This is a genomic window from Pseudomonas sp. VEM90 (assembly GCF_054611535.1).
The window spans coordinates 63,799-79,354 of sequence record NZ_JBTRAR010000012.1 but is presented as its reverse complement, the minus strand read 5'-3'; the positions used below and the strand labels follow the sequence as shown (position 1 = coordinate 79,354).

General features: G+C 62.1%; 11 protein-coding genes. 5 read left to right on the top strand and 6 right to left on the bottom strand.

Features of this window, described 5'->3' with window-relative positions; genetic code table 11:
* Window positions 1-38 precede the first annotated feature (38 nt).
* Window positions 39-1,223: an MFS transporter gene (locus ACYCCG_RS13545; RefSeq protein WP_209965662.1), complete on the bottom strand. Its 1,185-nt coding sequence runs from the start codon at window positions 1,221-1,223 to the stop codon at window positions 39-41.
* 92 nt (window positions 1,224-1,315) lie between these two features.
* Window positions 1,316-2,197: a LysR family transcriptional regulator gene (locus ACYCCG_RS13540; protein WP_021783794.1), complete on the bottom strand. Its 882-nt coding sequence runs from the start codon at window positions 2,195-2,197 to the stop codon at window positions 1,316-1,318.
* Between the two features lie 185 nt (window positions 2,198-2,382).
* Between ACYCCG_RS13540 and ACYCCG_RS13535 the strand changes: the two genes are divergently transcribed.
* Window positions 2,383-4,026, top strand: coding sequence for an acetolactate synthase large subunit (locus ACYCCG_RS13535; protein ID WP_004576806.1), 1,644 nt, complete (start codon window positions 2,383-2,385; stop codon window positions 4,024-4,026).
* Window positions 4,027-4,151: 125 nt separating this feature from the next.
* Here the strand turns inward: ACYCCG_RS13535 and ACYCCG_RS13530 are convergent, their stop codons facing one another.
* Window positions 4,152-6,695, bottom strand: coding sequence for an HWE histidine kinase domain-containing protein (locus ACYCCG_RS13530; protein ID WP_459670761.1), 2,544 nt, complete (start codon window positions 6,693-6,695; stop codon window positions 4,152-4,154).
* Between the two features lie 225 nt (window positions 6,696-6,920).
* Between ACYCCG_RS13530 and ACYCCG_RS13525 the strand changes: the two genes are divergently transcribed.
* Window positions 6,921-7,538 carry a dTMP kinase gene (locus ACYCCG_RS13525; RefSeq protein WP_339444212.1) on the top strand — a complete coding sequence of 206 codons (618 nt, stop codon included), beginning with the start codon at window positions 6,921-6,923 and terminating at the stop codon, window positions 7,536-7,538.
* A 29-nt stretch (window positions 7,539-7,567) separates the two neighbouring features.
* On the opposite strand, the gene ACYCCG_RS13520 is transcribed toward ACYCCG_RS13525, so the two are convergent.
* Window positions 7,568-8,008, bottom strand: coding sequence for an Lrp/AsnC family transcriptional regulator (locus ACYCCG_RS13520; RefSeq protein WP_021784634.1), 441 nt, complete (start codon window positions 8,006-8,008; stop codon window positions 7,568-7,570).
* Between the two features lie 144 nt (window positions 8,009-8,152).
* Between ACYCCG_RS13520 and ACYCCG_RS13515 the strand changes: the two genes are divergently transcribed.
* Window positions 8,153-11,200, top strand: a complete 3,048-nt coding sequence (locus ACYCCG_RS13515; protein ID WP_459670758.1) for an aminotransferase class III-fold pyridoxal phosphate-dependent enzyme — start codon at window positions 8,153-8,155, stop codon at window positions 11,198-11,200.
* A gap of 77 nt (window positions 11,201-11,277) precedes the next feature.
* On the opposite strand, the gene ACYCCG_RS13510 is transcribed toward ACYCCG_RS13515, so the two are convergent.
* On the bottom strand, window positions 11,278-12,402 hold the full coding sequence (locus ACYCCG_RS13510; RefSeq protein ID WP_176684167.1) for a mechanosensitive ion channel family protein: 1,125 nt from the start codon (window positions 12,400-12,402) through the stop codon (window positions 11,278-11,280).
* A 98-nt stretch (window positions 12,403-12,500) separates the two neighbouring features.
* Window positions 12,501-12,971, bottom strand: a complete 471-nt coding sequence (locus ACYCCG_RS13505; protein WP_103444434.1) for a MarR family winged helix-turn-helix transcriptional regulator — start codon at window positions 12,969-12,971, stop codon at window positions 12,501-12,503.
* Window positions 12,972-13,168: 197 nt separating this feature from the next.
* Between ACYCCG_RS13505 and ACYCCG_RS13500 the strand changes: the two genes are divergently transcribed.
* Together ACYCCG_RS13500 and ACYCCG_RS13495 are read left to right on the top strand one after the other, a co-directional pair.
* On the top strand, window positions 13,169-13,999 hold the full coding sequence (locus ACYCCG_RS13500; protein WP_209965673.1) for a p-hydroxycinnamoyl CoA hydratase/lyase: 831 nt from the start codon (window positions 13,169-13,171) through the stop codon (window positions 13,997-13,999).
* A 75-nt stretch (window positions 14,000-14,074) separates the two neighbouring features.
* Entirely contained in the window at window positions 14,075-15,523 is a 1,449-nt protein-coding gene (locus ACYCCG_RS13495) for an aldehyde dehydrogenase (RefSeq protein WP_459670757.1), read from the top strand.
* Window positions 15,524-15,556 lie beyond the last annotated feature (33 nt).

Sequence of the window (15,556 nt, the reverse complement as noted above, 5' to 3'; positions counted from 1 at the left end):
ATAACGGGGTAGGGTAACCGTTTATTACCAGGCCGGCTTCAATGCCCGCCTTTCATCCGCCGCGCCACCAGGTAGATGCCCAGGCCAACCAGCGCAGTCGCGGCGCCGATGTACCCGGTGCTGGTCCAGCCCATGCCGGCAGTGATCGCCATGCCTCCCAGCCATGGCCCCAGGGCATTGGCCAGGTTGAACGCCGCATGGTTCGACGCCGCTGCCAGGCTTGGCGCTTCATGGGCAATGTCCATGAGGCGAATTTGTAGCGGTGCCGCCAGGGCGATCATGGTGCCCACCAGGCCGATGCCGAGTAGCAGGCTCCACAGCGCCTGGGCGGCGAAGGTAAAGAACAGCAATACGGCAATCGACCACATCAGTACCAGCCCCACGGCGCGGAACTGCAGGCGGTCGAACAGCTTGCCGCCCGCGATGTTGCCGACGATGCCGCCCACGCCGAACGCCGCCAGCCCGAACGGAATCCACTGTGGCGACACCTGGGTCACTTGCAGCATGGTCGGTGCCAGGTAGCTGAACACGCAGAACATGCCGGCAAAACCTATCGAGGCAATGGCCAGCGCCATCCATACCTGTGGGAGGGCAAAGGCCTGTAGCTCCTTGCGCGGGTCGCTGCGTGTTTCGTCGTGGCGCTGGGGCACGAAACGCCAGACCAGGGCGATGGTGCACAGGGCGATCGCGCCGACCAGCACGAATGCCGAACGCCAGCCGAAGTACTGGCCCAGGAAGGTGGCAACCGGGTTGCCGAGCAACATGGCCAAGGTCAGGCCCATCATCACCCGGGCAACCGCCCCCGCGCGCTGATCCTTGGCCACCATGCTCGAGGCCACCACTGCGGCAATGCCGAAGTAGGCGCCGTGGGGCAGGCCGCTGATGAAACGGAATGCGACCAGGCCACCGAACGAGGGGGCAAAGGCAGTGGCCAGGTTGCCCACGGCATACAGCAGCATCAACAGCAGCAGCATGTGCTTGCGCAACAGTTTGGCACCGAGAATGGCCAGTGTCGGGGCGCCAACCATTACCCCCAGCGCATAGGCGCTGATGGCATGGCCTACCTGCGGCTCGCTCAACTGCAAATTGCTGGCAATGTCGGGCATCAGGCCCATGATGGCGAATTCGCCGGTGCCGATGGCAAAGCTGCCCAGTGCCATGGCGGCTTCCATCTTGGCGACGGTGCTTTTACTGGGTAGCGGGGGGCGTTCCTGGACTGACATCTGTATCCCTATTGAAACATGCTGAAACGTTCAAGGCGGGATGATAGTCAATCGATGGCTGCAACGTCGAGGACGCTGCCCCCAACTGGCCCTCAGCGCTCCAGGTAATGCGTCTGTGCAGCAAAGTCGATGAACCGCTTGCTGGCCAGCGACAGGTATTCCCCCGAGCGCCAGCACAAGCGGAAACTCATTTGCTGTGCCGGCCGGAAGGGCACACCGACGATACCTGGCGTACGTTGCTGCACCGAGCGCAGCAAGGTCGCCACCCCCATGTTGTCCAGCGCGGCCTGCACCACCAGCGAGACGAAGTTGCTCTGTAGCGCCACCTGGTAAGTGATCCCATGTTCGGCGAAGAACGCATCCAGAAGATGGCGTTGAACGAAGGTGCGATCAAACACCACCATGTCGGTATTGCGCAGGTCTTCGGCGGTGAGGAAGGCTTTGCCGGCATAGGGGTGATCAGGGTGCATGCACGCCAGCATCTCGTCGCTGCCCAGCAGGATCGACTCCTTGTCGGGCGGCACACGCCGGGACTCCAGCAGCGCCAGGTCGATTTCCCGTTGCTCCAGGCGGTGGCCAATGTCCTCGGCACTGCCTTCGAACACGGTCATGGCAATGCCCGGGTACAGCTGGCGGAAGGCGTTCATCAACCCGGGGACGTAGTGCAGGCCGAACATCGGCGGAATACCCAGGCGCACTTCACCACGCTTGAGATCGGCCATGTCGCGCAGTTCTTGCCGGGCAATGTCCATTTCGCGCAGGGCGGAGGCAATTCGCGGCAAGAACTGCTCGCCCTCTGCCGTGAGGATCACTTTGCGCGTGGTGCGGTTGAACAGGGTGACCCCCAGTTCTTCTTCCAGCCGGGTAACGGCCATGCTCAGCGCTGGCTGGGCGATGTGCAGGTGCTGCGCGGCCTTGGTGAAGCTGCCTTGGCGGACGATTTCGACACAGCAGCGCAATGCCTTGAGGTTCATTGAGGGGTGCTACCTTTCATGCGGGATACATTCATAACGAAATGTGATGCTAAGCATCATAACAATATATTTATTATTATTAACCAGAGGGCCTACGATGCGCGCCACTGAGACATCCTGCAACATCTCAGTCACGCAGCTTAATAAATCTGCAATCCCACAAAGATTTTGAGGTAGTACCCCAAATGGCCAAGGCCGCCGATGTCGTTGTGCAATGCCTGGAAAATGAAGGTGTCGAATATGTATTCGGCATCCCCGGTGAGGAAAACCTCGACCTGCTCGAATCCCTGCGCAAGTCGAAGATCAAGCTGGTACTGACCCGTCATGAGCAGTCTGCAGGTTTCATGGCTGCCACCTACGGTCGTTTGACCGGCAAGACCGGCGTCAGCCTGTCGACCCTCGGCCCTGGTGCCACCAACCTGGTGACCGCCAGTGCCTACGCCTACCTGGGCGGCATGCCGATGATGATGATCACCGGGCAGAAGCCGATCAAGAAGTCCAAGCAGGGTCGCTTCCAGATCATTGACGTGTGCGGCATGATGGACCCCATCACCAAGTACACCCACCAGTTCGCCTCGGCCGACAATATCCCGGCCCGCATGCGCGAAGCCTTCCGCCTGGCCGAAGAAGAAAAGCCGGGTGCTGTGCACCTGGAGCTGCCGGAAGACATCGCCGCCGAGCAGACCGACGCGCTGCCGATCCCGCGCAGCCTGCACCGCCGCCCGCTGGCCGAGCACGTGGCCATCGAAGCCGCTGTAGAAAAACTGCAGAACGCGCGTAACCCGATCCTGGTGATCGGTGCCGGCGCCAACCGCAAGATGACCGCCAAGGTCCTCAAGCAACTGATCGACAAGACTGGCATCCCGTTCATCACCACCCAAATGGGTAAAGGTGTGGTCGACGAGCGCCACCCGCGCTTCTTGGGTAACGCTGCCCTGTCGTCCGGTGACTTCGTGCACCGCGCCGTCGAAGCCGCCGACCTGATCATCAACATCGGCCACGATGTGATCGAGAAGCCACCGTTCTTCATGGTCCGTGGCGGCACCGAAGTCATCCACATCAACTTCCGCTCTGCCGAAGTCGATGCCGTGTACTTCCCGCAGGTGGAAGTGATCGGCGACATCGCCAACGCCGTGTGGCAGATCAGTGAAGCACTGAACGACACTTCGCACTGGGACTTCACCCGCCTGATGGCCATCCGTGAAGCCAACGAAGCACAGATCGCCGAAGGCGCCGACGACGACCGCTTCCCGGTCTACCCGCAGCGCATGGTCGCTGACATCCGTCGTGTATTGCCGTCCGAAGGCATCGTCGCCCTGGACAACGGCATCTACAAGATCTGGTTCGCCCGCAACTACAAGGCGCACAAGCCGAACACCGTACTGCTGGACAACGCCCTGGCGACCATGGGCGCCGGCCTGCCATCGGCAATGGCTGCGCACCTGGTGCACCCGGACCGCCCGGTAATCTCGGTGTGTGGCGACGGTGGCTTCATGATGAACAGCCAGGAACTGGAAACTGCAGTACGTCTGGGCATGCACATCACCGTGGTGATCCTGCGTGACGACGGCTACGGCATGATCCGCTGGAAGCAGGCCAACATGGGCTTCACCGATTTCGGCCTGGACTACGGCAACCCGGACTTCGTCAAATATGCCGAAGCCTACGGCGCCAACGGCCACCGCGTGGAAAGCGCCGAAGGCCTGCTGCCGCTGCTGGAGCACTGCATCAAGACCCCGGGTGTGCACGTGATCGACTGCCCGGTCGATTACAGCGAGAACGACCGCATCCTCAACAGCGAGCTGCGTGAGCGAGCCCTGGCGGTGTAAGCCCTGACAGGCCGGCGCCGTCCTTTTTCAGGGGCGGCATTGCGCTGCAAAAGGCCCGTATAGCTGACAGTGATATGTCGGCTTTACGGGCTTTTTCATGGCACAAGGCTGCCTCTGTATCCCACTCACCCCAGATCAAGCAGGCCTTGCAGGCTGGCCAGAATGGCATTGGCGTCATAAGGCTTGCGCGCGACGGGCACATGCTGCAAATGCTCGGGAATACTGATGCCTTCGCCATAGCCGGTGGCAAAGAGGAACGGGACCTGCCGGCGAACCAGCTCATCCGCTACGGAAATGGAGGTTCCGGTGCCCAGGTTGACATCCAGTATTGCCGCGTCCGGTGTGTGGCTGCCAAGCAGTTGCATGGCTTGGTCCTCGGAGCTGGCGGTGATCACGTCCTTGATTTGCGCATCATTGAGGATTTGCTCCAAGCCTACTGCAATCACCAGTTGATCCTCGAGTATCAGCACACGCAAGCCCGAGCGTGCTGCAAAGGCACCGCGTTCACGCGCCAAGGGCGTGGCCGGGAGAGCGGTTTCTGCCGCTTCGGCTACGGAAAGGTGCTTGGCCGGGATTCTGAAAAAGCCTTGCAGGCCTTCGGGGTGATATTCCACCGTGCTGGTGCCACCCAGATCGAACGGGATGCTGCGGTCGATCAGCACCGTGCCGAAGCCGCTGCGGCTGGGCGGGCGTACCGTTGGCCCACCACTTTCACGCCAACTGATGGCACAGGCGTGGGTGGCGTCGATTGCCCAGCTCACCGAAAGCTTGCCGCCGGCCCGCGATAGTGCACCATACTTGGCCGCGTTGGTGGCCAGTTCGTGCAGCACCAGGGCCATGACCGAGTAAGCGCGCGCATCGAGGATGACGTTCGGGCCCTGCAATTCGATCACGCTGGCAGCCGTGCGATAGGGCGAAAGCTCGGCCTCCAGCAGGTTCGTCAGGCGCCCGCCACCGTCACCGCGCACCACCTGGTCGTGGGCCAACGACAATGCCTGGATACGCCCTTTCAGCGTTGCCACATAGTCCTGCAGGGTCTGGCTCTCCGGGGTCGGATGGGCAACCAGCGCACCAATCAGCGACAGGATGTTCTTGACCCTGTGGTTGAGCTCTTCGTTGAGCATGCGCTGGCGTACTTCAGCCTTGGCGCGTTCACTGGCGAGCAGCTCGCTGTTGTGCAGCACCACTTCTACGATAGCGGTACGGATGGCATCGCCAAACTGGCGGTCCTGCTCGGTCCAGGGTAGCGACTGCTGGTGAACGGTTTCTTTCCAGATGGCGAAGCTTTTGCGGGGCGTCAGGCGGTCGCCCAACGCACCGCTGTCATAGGTCTTGTTCGGGTCCCCGGCCCAGTCGAGTGTCTCGACCACCTCCTTGCGGAAGAAGATCAAGTAATCCCTTGGGTGTTGCGACATCGGGATGATCAGCACACCCGACACGTCATTAAAATACGCCTGGGCCGACGGGAGCACTGTCGACAGGCGATTGGACGCCCAGATTCGGCCTTCGCTGACCATGTCTGCCAGGCGCAGCAGATCAGGCACGGCCGTTTGGGGCGGCGCCAGCCCTGCGCACGACCAGCGGCCTAGCAGCGACATGCCGATGCCGTCGCAGGGAATCAGCGACATCAACCGGGGCAGGCGTGCATGGAAGAACCCATCAATGTCCGCCGTCTGATTGGCGTCGCGCAGCAGGCTGTCCAGCGCTTTGTGGATGCGCACGGCGGCTTCGAGTTTTTGCCGGCTACGCAGGGTCTCGATATGCAGGGAGAAGAACTCGCCGAACATCTCGGCGGCCACACGTTGTCCCATGGCCAGCGTGCGTGGTGCGTAGTGATGGCAGGCAATCATTCCCCACAGCTCGCCGTTGACGATGACGGAAATCGACATCGAGGCGCCTACGCCCATGTTGCACAGGTATTCGCAATGGATCGGCGAGACGCTGCGCAGGTGCGCGTAGGACAGGTCGAGCGGTTCGCCCGAGGGGTCGAGCACCGGGTTGATGGCGACCGTTTTGAACTGGGCGTCGGAGATTACCCGGATCGGGTTGCGCAGGTAGAGCGCGCGGGCCTGCTGGGGGATATCGGAGGCAGGAAAATACTGGCCCATGAAGCTTTCGAGGTCGCCACGCTTGGCCTCGGCAACCACCTTGCCGGCGCCGTCTGCTCCCAGCTGGTAGATCATTACTCGGTCGTAACCGAGCACCGCCCGGACAAAACGGGCGGCGTCGCGGAACAGCTTGCTGGTCTGGTCGATTTCGCGCAGTTGGGCAATCAGCGTGCGCGCCAGCTCGATCGGCTCGGCGATGCTCGCGCCGGCGGGTTCGAATTCGAGGATTGCCGTGCCTTTGTACAAGTGGGCGGCGATGTCGACGGCCTCGCCGTTGGGCAGCGTCACGCCGAAACTGAGCGCGGGTCGCGAGGCATCCCGGGTACGGGCGAGTGCGTTGCGAAGCGTATGCGCGACCTCGTCGCCCAGCACTGCGTGCAGTTTCTGACCATTGATATCGTTTGTTACACCCAGCACTTGTGGGGTGTTGATCGAATGGCGCAGCACCACGGTCGCTGAGGCATCACAGGCCAGCAGGCAGCCATGGGGCTGGATGCTCCCGGGAATCTGGATCGGCTCCCGGTCGCAGTTGGTCAGGTTAACTTGGGGGTTGTAGGTCATCGGCCCGTGCCTGTGGGTAAGGGGAGGCGGGCAGCAGGTCCGCCATCGTCCGTCAGCCTAGCAGGCATTGAACGCCTTGGGGATGGTGGGCCGCTCCATTCCCAGGGCGGTGCGCTGCTGCTGATCAGTCAGCTTTGGAGTACAGATGTGCTCTTGTCGAGAATCGCTTGAAGGCAGCTGTGATCAATGGTCTCATCCCGCGCTTGAGCCAACTGGTATTGCAAGATGAACCGCCCACTGTTTATTTCCATCGATGGGCCCAAGGGTACCGGCAAGACCACGCTGCTGGAGGCCGTCACTCAAGCGTTGCGGCTGGACGGGAACAAGGTGATCCGCCTCTGCGAAAGAAAGAATGACCCTCACCGTGGCGAGACCATGGCCCTGGTCAACCAGCTTTCCAGAAGCCCTTGCCAGGACCTTGAGTTCAAGGTTTGCGAGCGCTTCGCTGAAAGCCGCGCCTGGATTTCCCGGCATGTACTGCCCAGGCAGCCCGCTGACAGCATCATCCTGATTGATCGCTGGTACCCCTCTGACGCTGCGTTTCGCCGCACAGTGCCGTTTGACAAGATCCTGCGCCTGAACCTCGAACGGAACGTGCAAGTACCCGATCTGCATCTCGGGGTGGTCACAACGCCTGAAACCTCATGGGCAAGGGCCGCGGCGCGCACACGTGGGCTGGGCAGTACGGTGATCCATAACCTGGATGAACAGGTTGCCTGTACCGAGGCGTTCGAGCGTGCAGTTGCAGAGCAAGGCTGGGTGCTGTGCCGCAATGAAGGGACTGTCGACGAGGCAACGCGGCAGATCGTTCGCGAGATTCAGGGCGTGCTTCGACACCTCTGAGGCAGGGGTGAATACTGCCTTTGCAGGTATCAGGCGCCCTGCCGGTCGATGTCACGGCGCAGGACTACCGACGTGGTGATGTCATCCACCGATTCGTGACGTGCCACGTTGTCGCGTACCTGGTTGAGGTCGTCGATCGTCCGGGTCTCCACTTCAACCACCAGGTCAAGCTGACCGCTCACCGACGAAACCCGCCGTACGCGCGCGTCCGTTGCCAACTGGTCGAGCAGCCCCATGGCAGGCGTGCGCTGCAACGTCACCAGCAAGATCGCGCGTATCACGTTGGCGTCTATTTCGCCGATGTCAGCGCGATAACCGCGAATGATCCCGCTGCGTTCAAGGTTGGCTACCCGCTCGGTGGTGGCGCTTCTGGAAAGGCCTATGCGGCCGGCTAGTGCCTTGAGCGCAATGCGCGCGTCCTTTGACAGTACCTCAAGAATCTCACGATCTTTAGCGTCCAGATCACGCATTCCACCCCCTTGATAAGCTTGCCGTCATTATGCCGGCCGGTACCGGCATAATGCCTGTTGCGCCCGACCGTATGCAGGGTGTCCGTTTAGGCGGCGCATGACAAGCTATTGCAAAAACAATTCGCGCGCTCGGAACCTGATGATATGACAGACCTTTCCCACCCGGCACCTCGGTTTTCGGCAAGCGATGCAGAGGGCCTTGCAAAAGATTTCTTCAATGTCACCGGCACTGCAACGCCCCTGGATGGGGAACGTGATCGCAATTACCGGCTGGATACGGGCGTAGATGCAGGCTGGATACTGAAAATCGTCAATGCCAGCGAGCCCAGGGTAGAAAGCGAGTTTCAAACCGCGCTACTCGATCACCTGGCCGTGCATGGCGCGCATTTGGGCGTGCCACACCTGCGGGCCAGCGTGACTGGCGACTACCTGCCGTCTGTGGCCAGCAGCACCGGTGAAAAGCACGCTGTGCGCCTGGTCAGCTGGCTGGCCGGCACACCACTTGCCAAGGCCAGACGCTCCCTGGCGCTGATGAGAAACTTCGGCCAGGCACTCGGTGAACTTGACCGTGCCCTGCAGGGCTTCATGCACCCGGGCGCAGTCCGTGACCTGGACTGGGACTTACGCCACGCTGCGCGTTCCCGCTCGCGGCTGCACTGCATCAAGGACCCTGATCGCCGGGCCATTGCCGAGCGCTTCATCGCCCGGTTCGAACAGGCTGTACAGCCGAAGCTGGCGTCCCTTCGGGCCCAGGTGATCCACAACGACGCCAACGACTGGAACATCCTGGTCGATGCCGAAACGGCCGGTAACGTGACTGGCTTCATCGATTTTGGCGATGCCGTGCACACCGTTCTGATTGCCGAGGTCGCGATCGCCAGCGCCTACGCCATTCTCGACATGGACGACCCGATCGGCGCTGCAGCTGCGCTGGTGGCCGGCTTCCATGAGAAGTACCCGTTGCAAGCGCAAGAGCTTGATGTGCTGTTCAACCTTATTGCCATGCGCTTGGTCATCAGCGTCACGTTCTCCGCTTCCCGGCAGGATCAGACAGACGACAACCCCTATCTGGCGATCAGTGAAGCGCCTGCCTGGCGTCTACTGGAACAGCTCGATTCGATGAACCCACGGTTGGCCACCGGCATTTTGCGCAAGGCCTGTGGTTTCGATGCCATCGAAGGTGCGGGGGAAGTCCGCCGCTGGATTGCCGACAACCACAAGTCGTTTGCCGACCTGGTGCGCCCGTCAGCCGCCATTCTGGACAAGGTCATCGCGCCGTTTGGCGATGCCAGCCATGCGATGACCATTGCCTCGGCCCAGCAGCGCCCTGCAGATGCGACGCGGTGGTGGAATGAATTCTCTGCCGCGCACAAGGCCCCGCTGGGCATCGGCCCATGGGGCGAGGTACGTGCCGTCTATACCGACAGCGCCTTTGAGTCTCGCTTCATCAAGGGGCAGTACCGGACCCTGCATGTGGGGGTAGATTTGCTGATGCCAGCGGGTACGCCGCTGTACGCACCGATTGCCGGCACCGTCAGAAGCGTCGAGGTCGAGCCAGGCCCGCTGGGTTATGGCGGCCTGGTGATGCTTGAGCATACCCCACCCGGTTGCCCGCCCTTTCTGACACTCTGGGGGCACATGGCCCACGAGGCGCTCAGCCGTTTGCAGGCCGGTGACAAGCTTGAAGCTGGCGACCTGGTCGGCTACATGGGCAGCGATCACGAGAACGGCGGCTGGATTCCCCACCTGCATCTGCAGGTGGTCACCGATACCCGGCTGAGCGCGTGCGAGGTCATTGGCGTGGGTGAGCCAGCGTACCGCGACGCGTGGGCCGACCTGTTCCCCGATGCCTCGGCCCTGGCGGGTATCCCGCCAGAGACCTACAGCCAGCAGGGGATGACCAAGGCCCAGATCATTGCCAGGCGCAAGGAACTGCTGCTACCCAACCTGTCCATTTCGTACACCGACCCGATCAAGTTCGTGCGCGGGGATGGCGTATGGCTGATCGACAACTTCGGGCGGGCCTACCTGGACTGCTTCAACAACGTCTGCCACCTGGGCCATGGTCATCCCGACGTGGTCGAAGCCTTGACCCGCCAGGCTGCGCTGCTCAACACCAATACCCGCTACCTGCACGACAACATCGTCGAATACGCCGAACGCCTGACCGGCACTTTGCCAAAGGGCCTTTGCGTAGCGTCCTTTGGCTGCTCGGGGAGTGAGGCCAACAGCCTGATGCTGCGTATGGCGCGCAACTACACAGGCAGTGATCAGGCGATCGTGCTGGACTGGGCCTACCACGGCACCACGCAGGAACTGATCGATCTGAGCCCTTACAAGTACAAGCGCAAGGCGGGCAAGGGCAGGGCGGCGCATGTTTACGAGGCCGTAGTCCCGGACAGCTACTACGCCCCCGAGCACTGGCCCGTGGAAGCGCACGGCAAGCGCTTTGCCGAGTCGGTGGCAGAGCAGCTGGACGCCATGCGCAAGGCAGGCAAGCGCCCCGGTTTTTTCATTGCCGAGTCGATCCCGAGCGTGGCGGGGCAGGTGTTTTTGCCCGAACACTACCTCAAGGAGGTGTACGCCATGGTGCGAGCCGAAGGTGGGCTGTGCCTGGCCGATGAGGTTCAGGTCGGGTTTGGCCGGGTCGGCAGCCACTGGTGGGCATTCGAGACCCAGGGCGTGGTCCCGGATGCCGTCAGCATGGGCAAACCCATTGGTAACGGCCACCCGATGTCGGCGGTAGTGACCACGCGCGAGGTTGCCGATGCTTTCAACAACGGCATGGAGTATTTCAACACCTTCGCCGGTAACCCGGTGTCATGTGCGGTAGGCCTGGCGGTGCTCGATGCAATCGAGCGCGGCCGGTTGAAAGAAAACGCCTTGAATGTCGGCCATTACCTGCTCGATGGTTTGCGCAAGCTTCAGCAGCAATTCGACGTGATTGGTGATGTGCGCGGATTGGGCCTGTTTCTCGGCGTCGTGCTGGTCACCGACCGCCAGTCGAAGGCGCCAGCCACGGCCCTGGCCAGAAAAGTGGCGGATGGCGCCCGGGAGCGCGGCGTATTGATCGGCACCGAAGGCCCGCATGACAACGTGCTGAAAATGCGGCCCTCGATGATTTTCAGCCGGGCCAATGCGGACTTCCTTCTCGAAGTGCTGAAAGACAGCTTCATCGCGGCGCTGAAATAGCGTTCAGGGTGGGCAGGGCGCGTCCATGAGCACGCCCTGCGTCGCGCCTGTCTGGCGCTCTGGGCAAGTTGACAGATTCAAGCCCCTCTGAGGCCCAGGCCTTCGCGAGCCTGGCCATGCAGGCCGGAGGCTTCTGGCAATGCCGTGACCTTGATCGCACGCACCGGCACGGCGAACTTGGCTCCGATCTTCGAGAACCGCTCCAGCAGCCTGAAGTTGATCGCCTGCTGAATGTCCATGTACAGGTTGTAGCCTGGGTCTTGGACGATATAGACACACTCGAACTCCAGCGCCTCTTTGCCGAAGCCGCGCAGGTGAGCACGATCGAAACGCGCCTGCTCCTGGGTCTTGATGGCGTCTTCTACGATGCCTGGCGCTTTCTTCACGGCCTCGGTGGGCGTGTCGTAGGAAAGCCCGAACTCAAACACGATGCGACGTTCCTGCAGGCGCTTGTAATTCTGGATGGTGCTGCTGATCATGCTGGCATTGGCCATGACGATCTGTTCGCCGCCGAGGCTACGGATGCGTGTAGTCTTCAGGCCGACGTGTTCAACGGTACCCGCCAGGGGCCCGATGACGATGAAGTCACCGATCTCGAACGGCTTGTCCACGGCGATCGACAACGAAGCGAACAGGTCGCCAAGGATATTCTGCACAGCCAGCGCCACTGCGATGCCGCCCACGCCAAGGCTGGCGACGAAGGCGGTGATGTTCACCCCCAGGTTCGACAGCATCGCCAGCACCACCACAGACCACAGCAGTACTCGCGCGCCCCAGGCCGAAAGGGTAGCCAGCGCGCTGCCCTGGTTCAGGCCGTCGGTGCGGTGGCGGGCGAAGTAGCGGCTCAGGCCCAGGCCGATGGCGCGGTTGGCCCACAGGCCAATCTGCAGGGCCGCGACCACGAACCACAGGCTGCTGACCCTGCTCAGCCAGCGCTCGGGCAGGTCGAGCATGCTCAGGCCCACCAGCAATGAGGCCAGCAACAACAGAAAGTTGCTGGTGCCGGAAAGCACCTTGGCCATTACCTGGCTCAATGGGCCTTCGTGTTCGGACCACCGCCGTATCCGGCGTATCAGGAAGCTGATTGCGGCACGGGCGACCAGGAAGGTCACGATGGCGACTGTCAGCGCCACCAGCAGATTGAGAATGGAGATGCCAAATACGGTGGTGTCGCTGAAAAACGCGATGATGCGGTCGTTCATGAGTACCTCGCCTCTGGGTTGATTTGCCAAGGTGCTTTCTTGGGACGTCAAAGAGGCGCTACAGGTCGATCGGATTTCACCACGCTGGGCAGACGGAGTCAGTCTCTGTAGATTTTTTTCAATAACCGCAACAGTTCAGTCCTCTCGTCATCCGACAGGTTGGATGTCGCCTGATGATCGCTGTCAGCGGCGATGTGCTTCAACTCCTTCAACAGGGCTTCGCCCGATTTGCTCAGGAAAATCCCGTACGAGCGTTTGTCCGGTTTGCACCGCACGCGCACGGCCAGCGCGCGCTCTTCCAGTTTGTTCAGCATTGGCACGACTTGCGGCGGTTCGATAGCCAGCGCACGCGCCAGGTCGGCCTGCATCAGCCCGGGATTCTGGTCGATGATCGCCAGGGCGGAAAATTGTGCCGGGCGCAGGTCATGGGCCGAGAGCCGGGCGATAAGGTTCTGAAACAGCTTCAATTGCGCGCGTCGCAAGGCGTAGCCGATCAAGTCTTCAAGCACCCCTTCTCCCACAGGAGCAGCCACGCAAGCGTCGTCGGTAGTACGGGCAGACCTAGCCATCAGGGTTCATGCTCCTCGGTCATGGGTAAGAAAGTTACCTATTTTGCCTGTCCTTCTGCGATCCGGCTAGAGCAGGTCGGGCAAAAAGGCAGCGCGCCAACCTCTGTGCAAAGATAATTTTGTTAATGGTTAATTGACATAACTAATTTGACCCGTTAGCGTGAGCCCATCACCCCGAACAACAAGAGTGCAGAACCATGAGCAAATACGAAGGCCGCTGGACCACCGTGAAGGTCGAACTGGAATCGGGCATCGCCTGGGTGACCCTCAATCGCCCGGAAAAACGCAATGCCATGAGCCCCACGCTGAACCGGGAAATGGTCGACGTGCTGGAAACCCTCGAGCAGGACGCCGACGCTGGCGTGCTGGTGCTGACCGGTGCTGGCGAGTCCTGGACCGCCGGCATGGACCTGAAGGAGTACTTCCGCGAGGTGGACGCCGGTCCGGAGATCCTCCAGGAAAAGATTCGTCGCGAAGCCTCGCAATGGCAATGGAAGTTGCTGCGTCTGTATGCCAAACCGACCATCGCCATGGTCAACGGCTGGTGCTTCGGCGGTGGCTTCAGCCCACTGGTGGCATGCGACCTGGCGATCTGCGCCAATGAAGCGACCTTCGGCCTGTCGGAAATCAACTGGGGCATCCCGCCTGGCAACCTGGTCAGCAAGGCCATGGCCGATACCGTTGGCCATCGTCAGTCGCTGTACTACATCATGACCGGCAAGACCTTCGATGGCCGCAAGGCTGCCGAGATGGGCCTGGTGAACGACAGCGTGCCGCTGTCCGAGCTGCGTGAGACCACCCGCGAGTTGGCGCTGAACCTGCTGGAAAAGAACCCGGTGGTGCTGCGCGCCGCGAAGAATGGCTTCAAGCGCTGCCGCGAGCTGACCTGGGAACAGAACGAAGACTACCTCTACGCCAAGCTCGACCAGTCTCGCCTGCTGGACACGACAGGTGGCCGCGAGCAGGGCATGAAGCAGTTCCTCGACGACAAGAGCATCAAGCCAGGCCTGCAGGCCTACAAGCGCTGAGTCGCACCGCGGGCGGCGGTGTGCCGCGCCAAAGCCCGCAGGTATTTCTCTATAACGACAACAAGAGGAATGAGCATGTTGCAGGTGCCTTTGCTGATTGGCGGGCAGTCGCGTCCCGCCAGCGATGGACGAACCTTCGAGCGCTGTAACCCGGCGACCGGCGAGGTGGTGTCGCAAGTTGCTGCCGCCACACTGGCCGATGCCGATGCCGCCGTGGCTGCTGCCAGTGCGGCGTTTCCGGCCTGGGCCGCCCTGGCGCCGGGCGAGCGGCGCAGCCGCTTGCTGGCAGGTGCTGATCTGTTGCAGGCGAGGGCTGGCGAGTTCATCGCCGCTGCCGGTGAAACCGGGGCCATGGCCAACTGGTATGGCTTCAACGTGAAGTTGGCCGCCAACATGCTGCGCGAGGCTGCAGCCATGACCACGCAGATCACCGGTGAAGTGATCCCCTCGGACGTTCCCGGCAGCTTCGCGATGGCCCTGCGCGCGCCCTGCGGCGTGGTGTTGGGCATCGCGCCGTGGAACGCCCCGGTGATACTGGCCACGCGTGCCATTGCCATGCCGCTGGCCTGCGGCAACACCGTGGTGCTCAAGGCCTCGGAGCTGAGCCCGGCGGTCCATCGGCTGATCGGCCAGGTGCTGCACGATGCAGGCATCGGCGACGGCGTGGTCAATGTCATCAGCAATGCGCCGCAGGATGCCCCGGCCATCGTCGAGCGGCTGATCGCCAACCCTGCGGTACGCCGGGTCAACTTCACCGGTTCGACGCACGTCGGGCGCATCGTCGGCGAACTGGCGGCCCGCCACCTCAAGCCGGCCCTGCTCGAACTGGGCGGCAAGGCGCCTTTGCTGGTGCTCGACGATGCCGACCTGGACGCCACGGTCGAAGCGGCGGCCTTCGGTGCCTACTTCAATCAGGGGCAGATCTGCATGTCCACCGAGCGCCTTGTGGTGGACAGCCGTATTGCCGACGCCTTCGTCGACAAGCTGGCGGTGAAGATCGCCGGGCTGCCTGCAGGTGATCCCCAGGCCAGCACCTCGGTGCTCGGCTCGCTGGTCAGCGCAGCGGCCGGCGAGCGCATCAAGGCACTGATCGACGATGCCGTGGCCAAGGGCGCGCGCTTGGTTTGTGGCGGCCAGCTGGAGGGCAGCATCCTGCAACCGACCTTGCTCGACAACGTCGATGCCAGCATGCGCTTGTACCGCGAGGAGTCCTTCGGCCCGGTGGCGGTGGTGCTGCGCGCCGAAGGCGACGAAGCCTTGCTGCAGTTGGCCAACGACTCGGAGTTTGGTCTGTCATCGGCCATTTTCAGCCGCGACACCAGCCGCGCCCTGGCCTTGGCCCAACGGGTGGAGTCAGGTATCTGCCATATCAACGGCCCGACCGTTCACGACGAAGCACAGATGCCGTTTGGTGGGGTCAAGTCCAGCGGCTACGGCAGCTTCGGCAGCCGCACGGCCATCGATCAGTTCACCCAGTTGCGCTGGGTCACCCTCCAGCACGGCCCACGTCACTATCCCATCTAGCCGCTGCAGGCCCAGGCCACCGGCAAGATGACC

What these genes read in the sequence shown, in the direction of transcription:
- ACYCCG_RS13525 (WP_339444212.1), top strand. Translation starts at nt 6,921, where the DNA reads ATGAACCGCCCACTGTTTATTTCCATCGATGGGCCCAAGGGTACCGGC.
- ACYCCG_RS13530 (WP_459670761.1), bottom strand. Translation starts at nt 6,695, where the DNA reads ATGACCTACAACCCCCAAGTTAACCTGACCAACTGCGACCGGGAGCCG.
- ACYCCG_RS13520 (WP_021784634.1), bottom strand. Translation starts at nt 8,008, where the DNA reads ATGCGTGATCTGGACGCTAAAGATCGTGAGATTCTTGAGGTACTGTCA.
- ACYCCG_RS13500 (WP_209965673.1), top strand. Translation starts at nt 13,169, where the DNA reads ATGAGCAAATACGAAGGCCGCTGGACCACCGTGAAGGTCGAACTGGAA.
- ACYCCG_RS13540 (WP_021783794.1), bottom strand. Translation starts at nt 2,197, where the DNA reads ATGAACCTCAAGGCATTGCGCTGCTGTGTCGAAATCGTCCGCCAAGGC.
- ACYCCG_RS13495 (WP_459670757.1), top strand. Translation starts at nt 14,075, where the DNA reads ATGTTGCAGGTGCCTTTGCTGATTGGCGGGCAGTCGCGTCCCGCCAGC.
- ACYCCG_RS13545 (WP_209965662.1), bottom strand. Translation starts at nt 1,223, where the DNA reads ATGTCAGTCCAGGAACGCCCCCCGCTACCCAGTAAAAGCACCGTCGCC.
- ACYCCG_RS13505 (WP_103444434.1), bottom strand. Translation starts at nt 12,971, where the DNA reads ATGGCTAGGTCTGCCCGTACTACCGACGACGCTTGCGTGGCTGCTCCT.
- ACYCCG_RS13510 (WP_176684167.1), bottom strand. Translation starts at nt 12,402, where the DNA reads ATGAACGACCGCATCATCGCGTTTTTCAGCGACACCACCGTATTTGGC.
- ACYCCG_RS13515 (WP_459670758.1), top strand. Translation starts at nt 8,153, where the DNA reads ATGACAGACCTTTCCCACCCGGCACCTCGGTTTTCGGCAAGCGATGCA.
- ACYCCG_RS13535 (WP_004576806.1), top strand. Translation starts at nt 2,383, where the DNA reads ATGGCCAAGGCCGCCGATGTCGTTGTGCAATGCCTGGAAAATGAAGGT.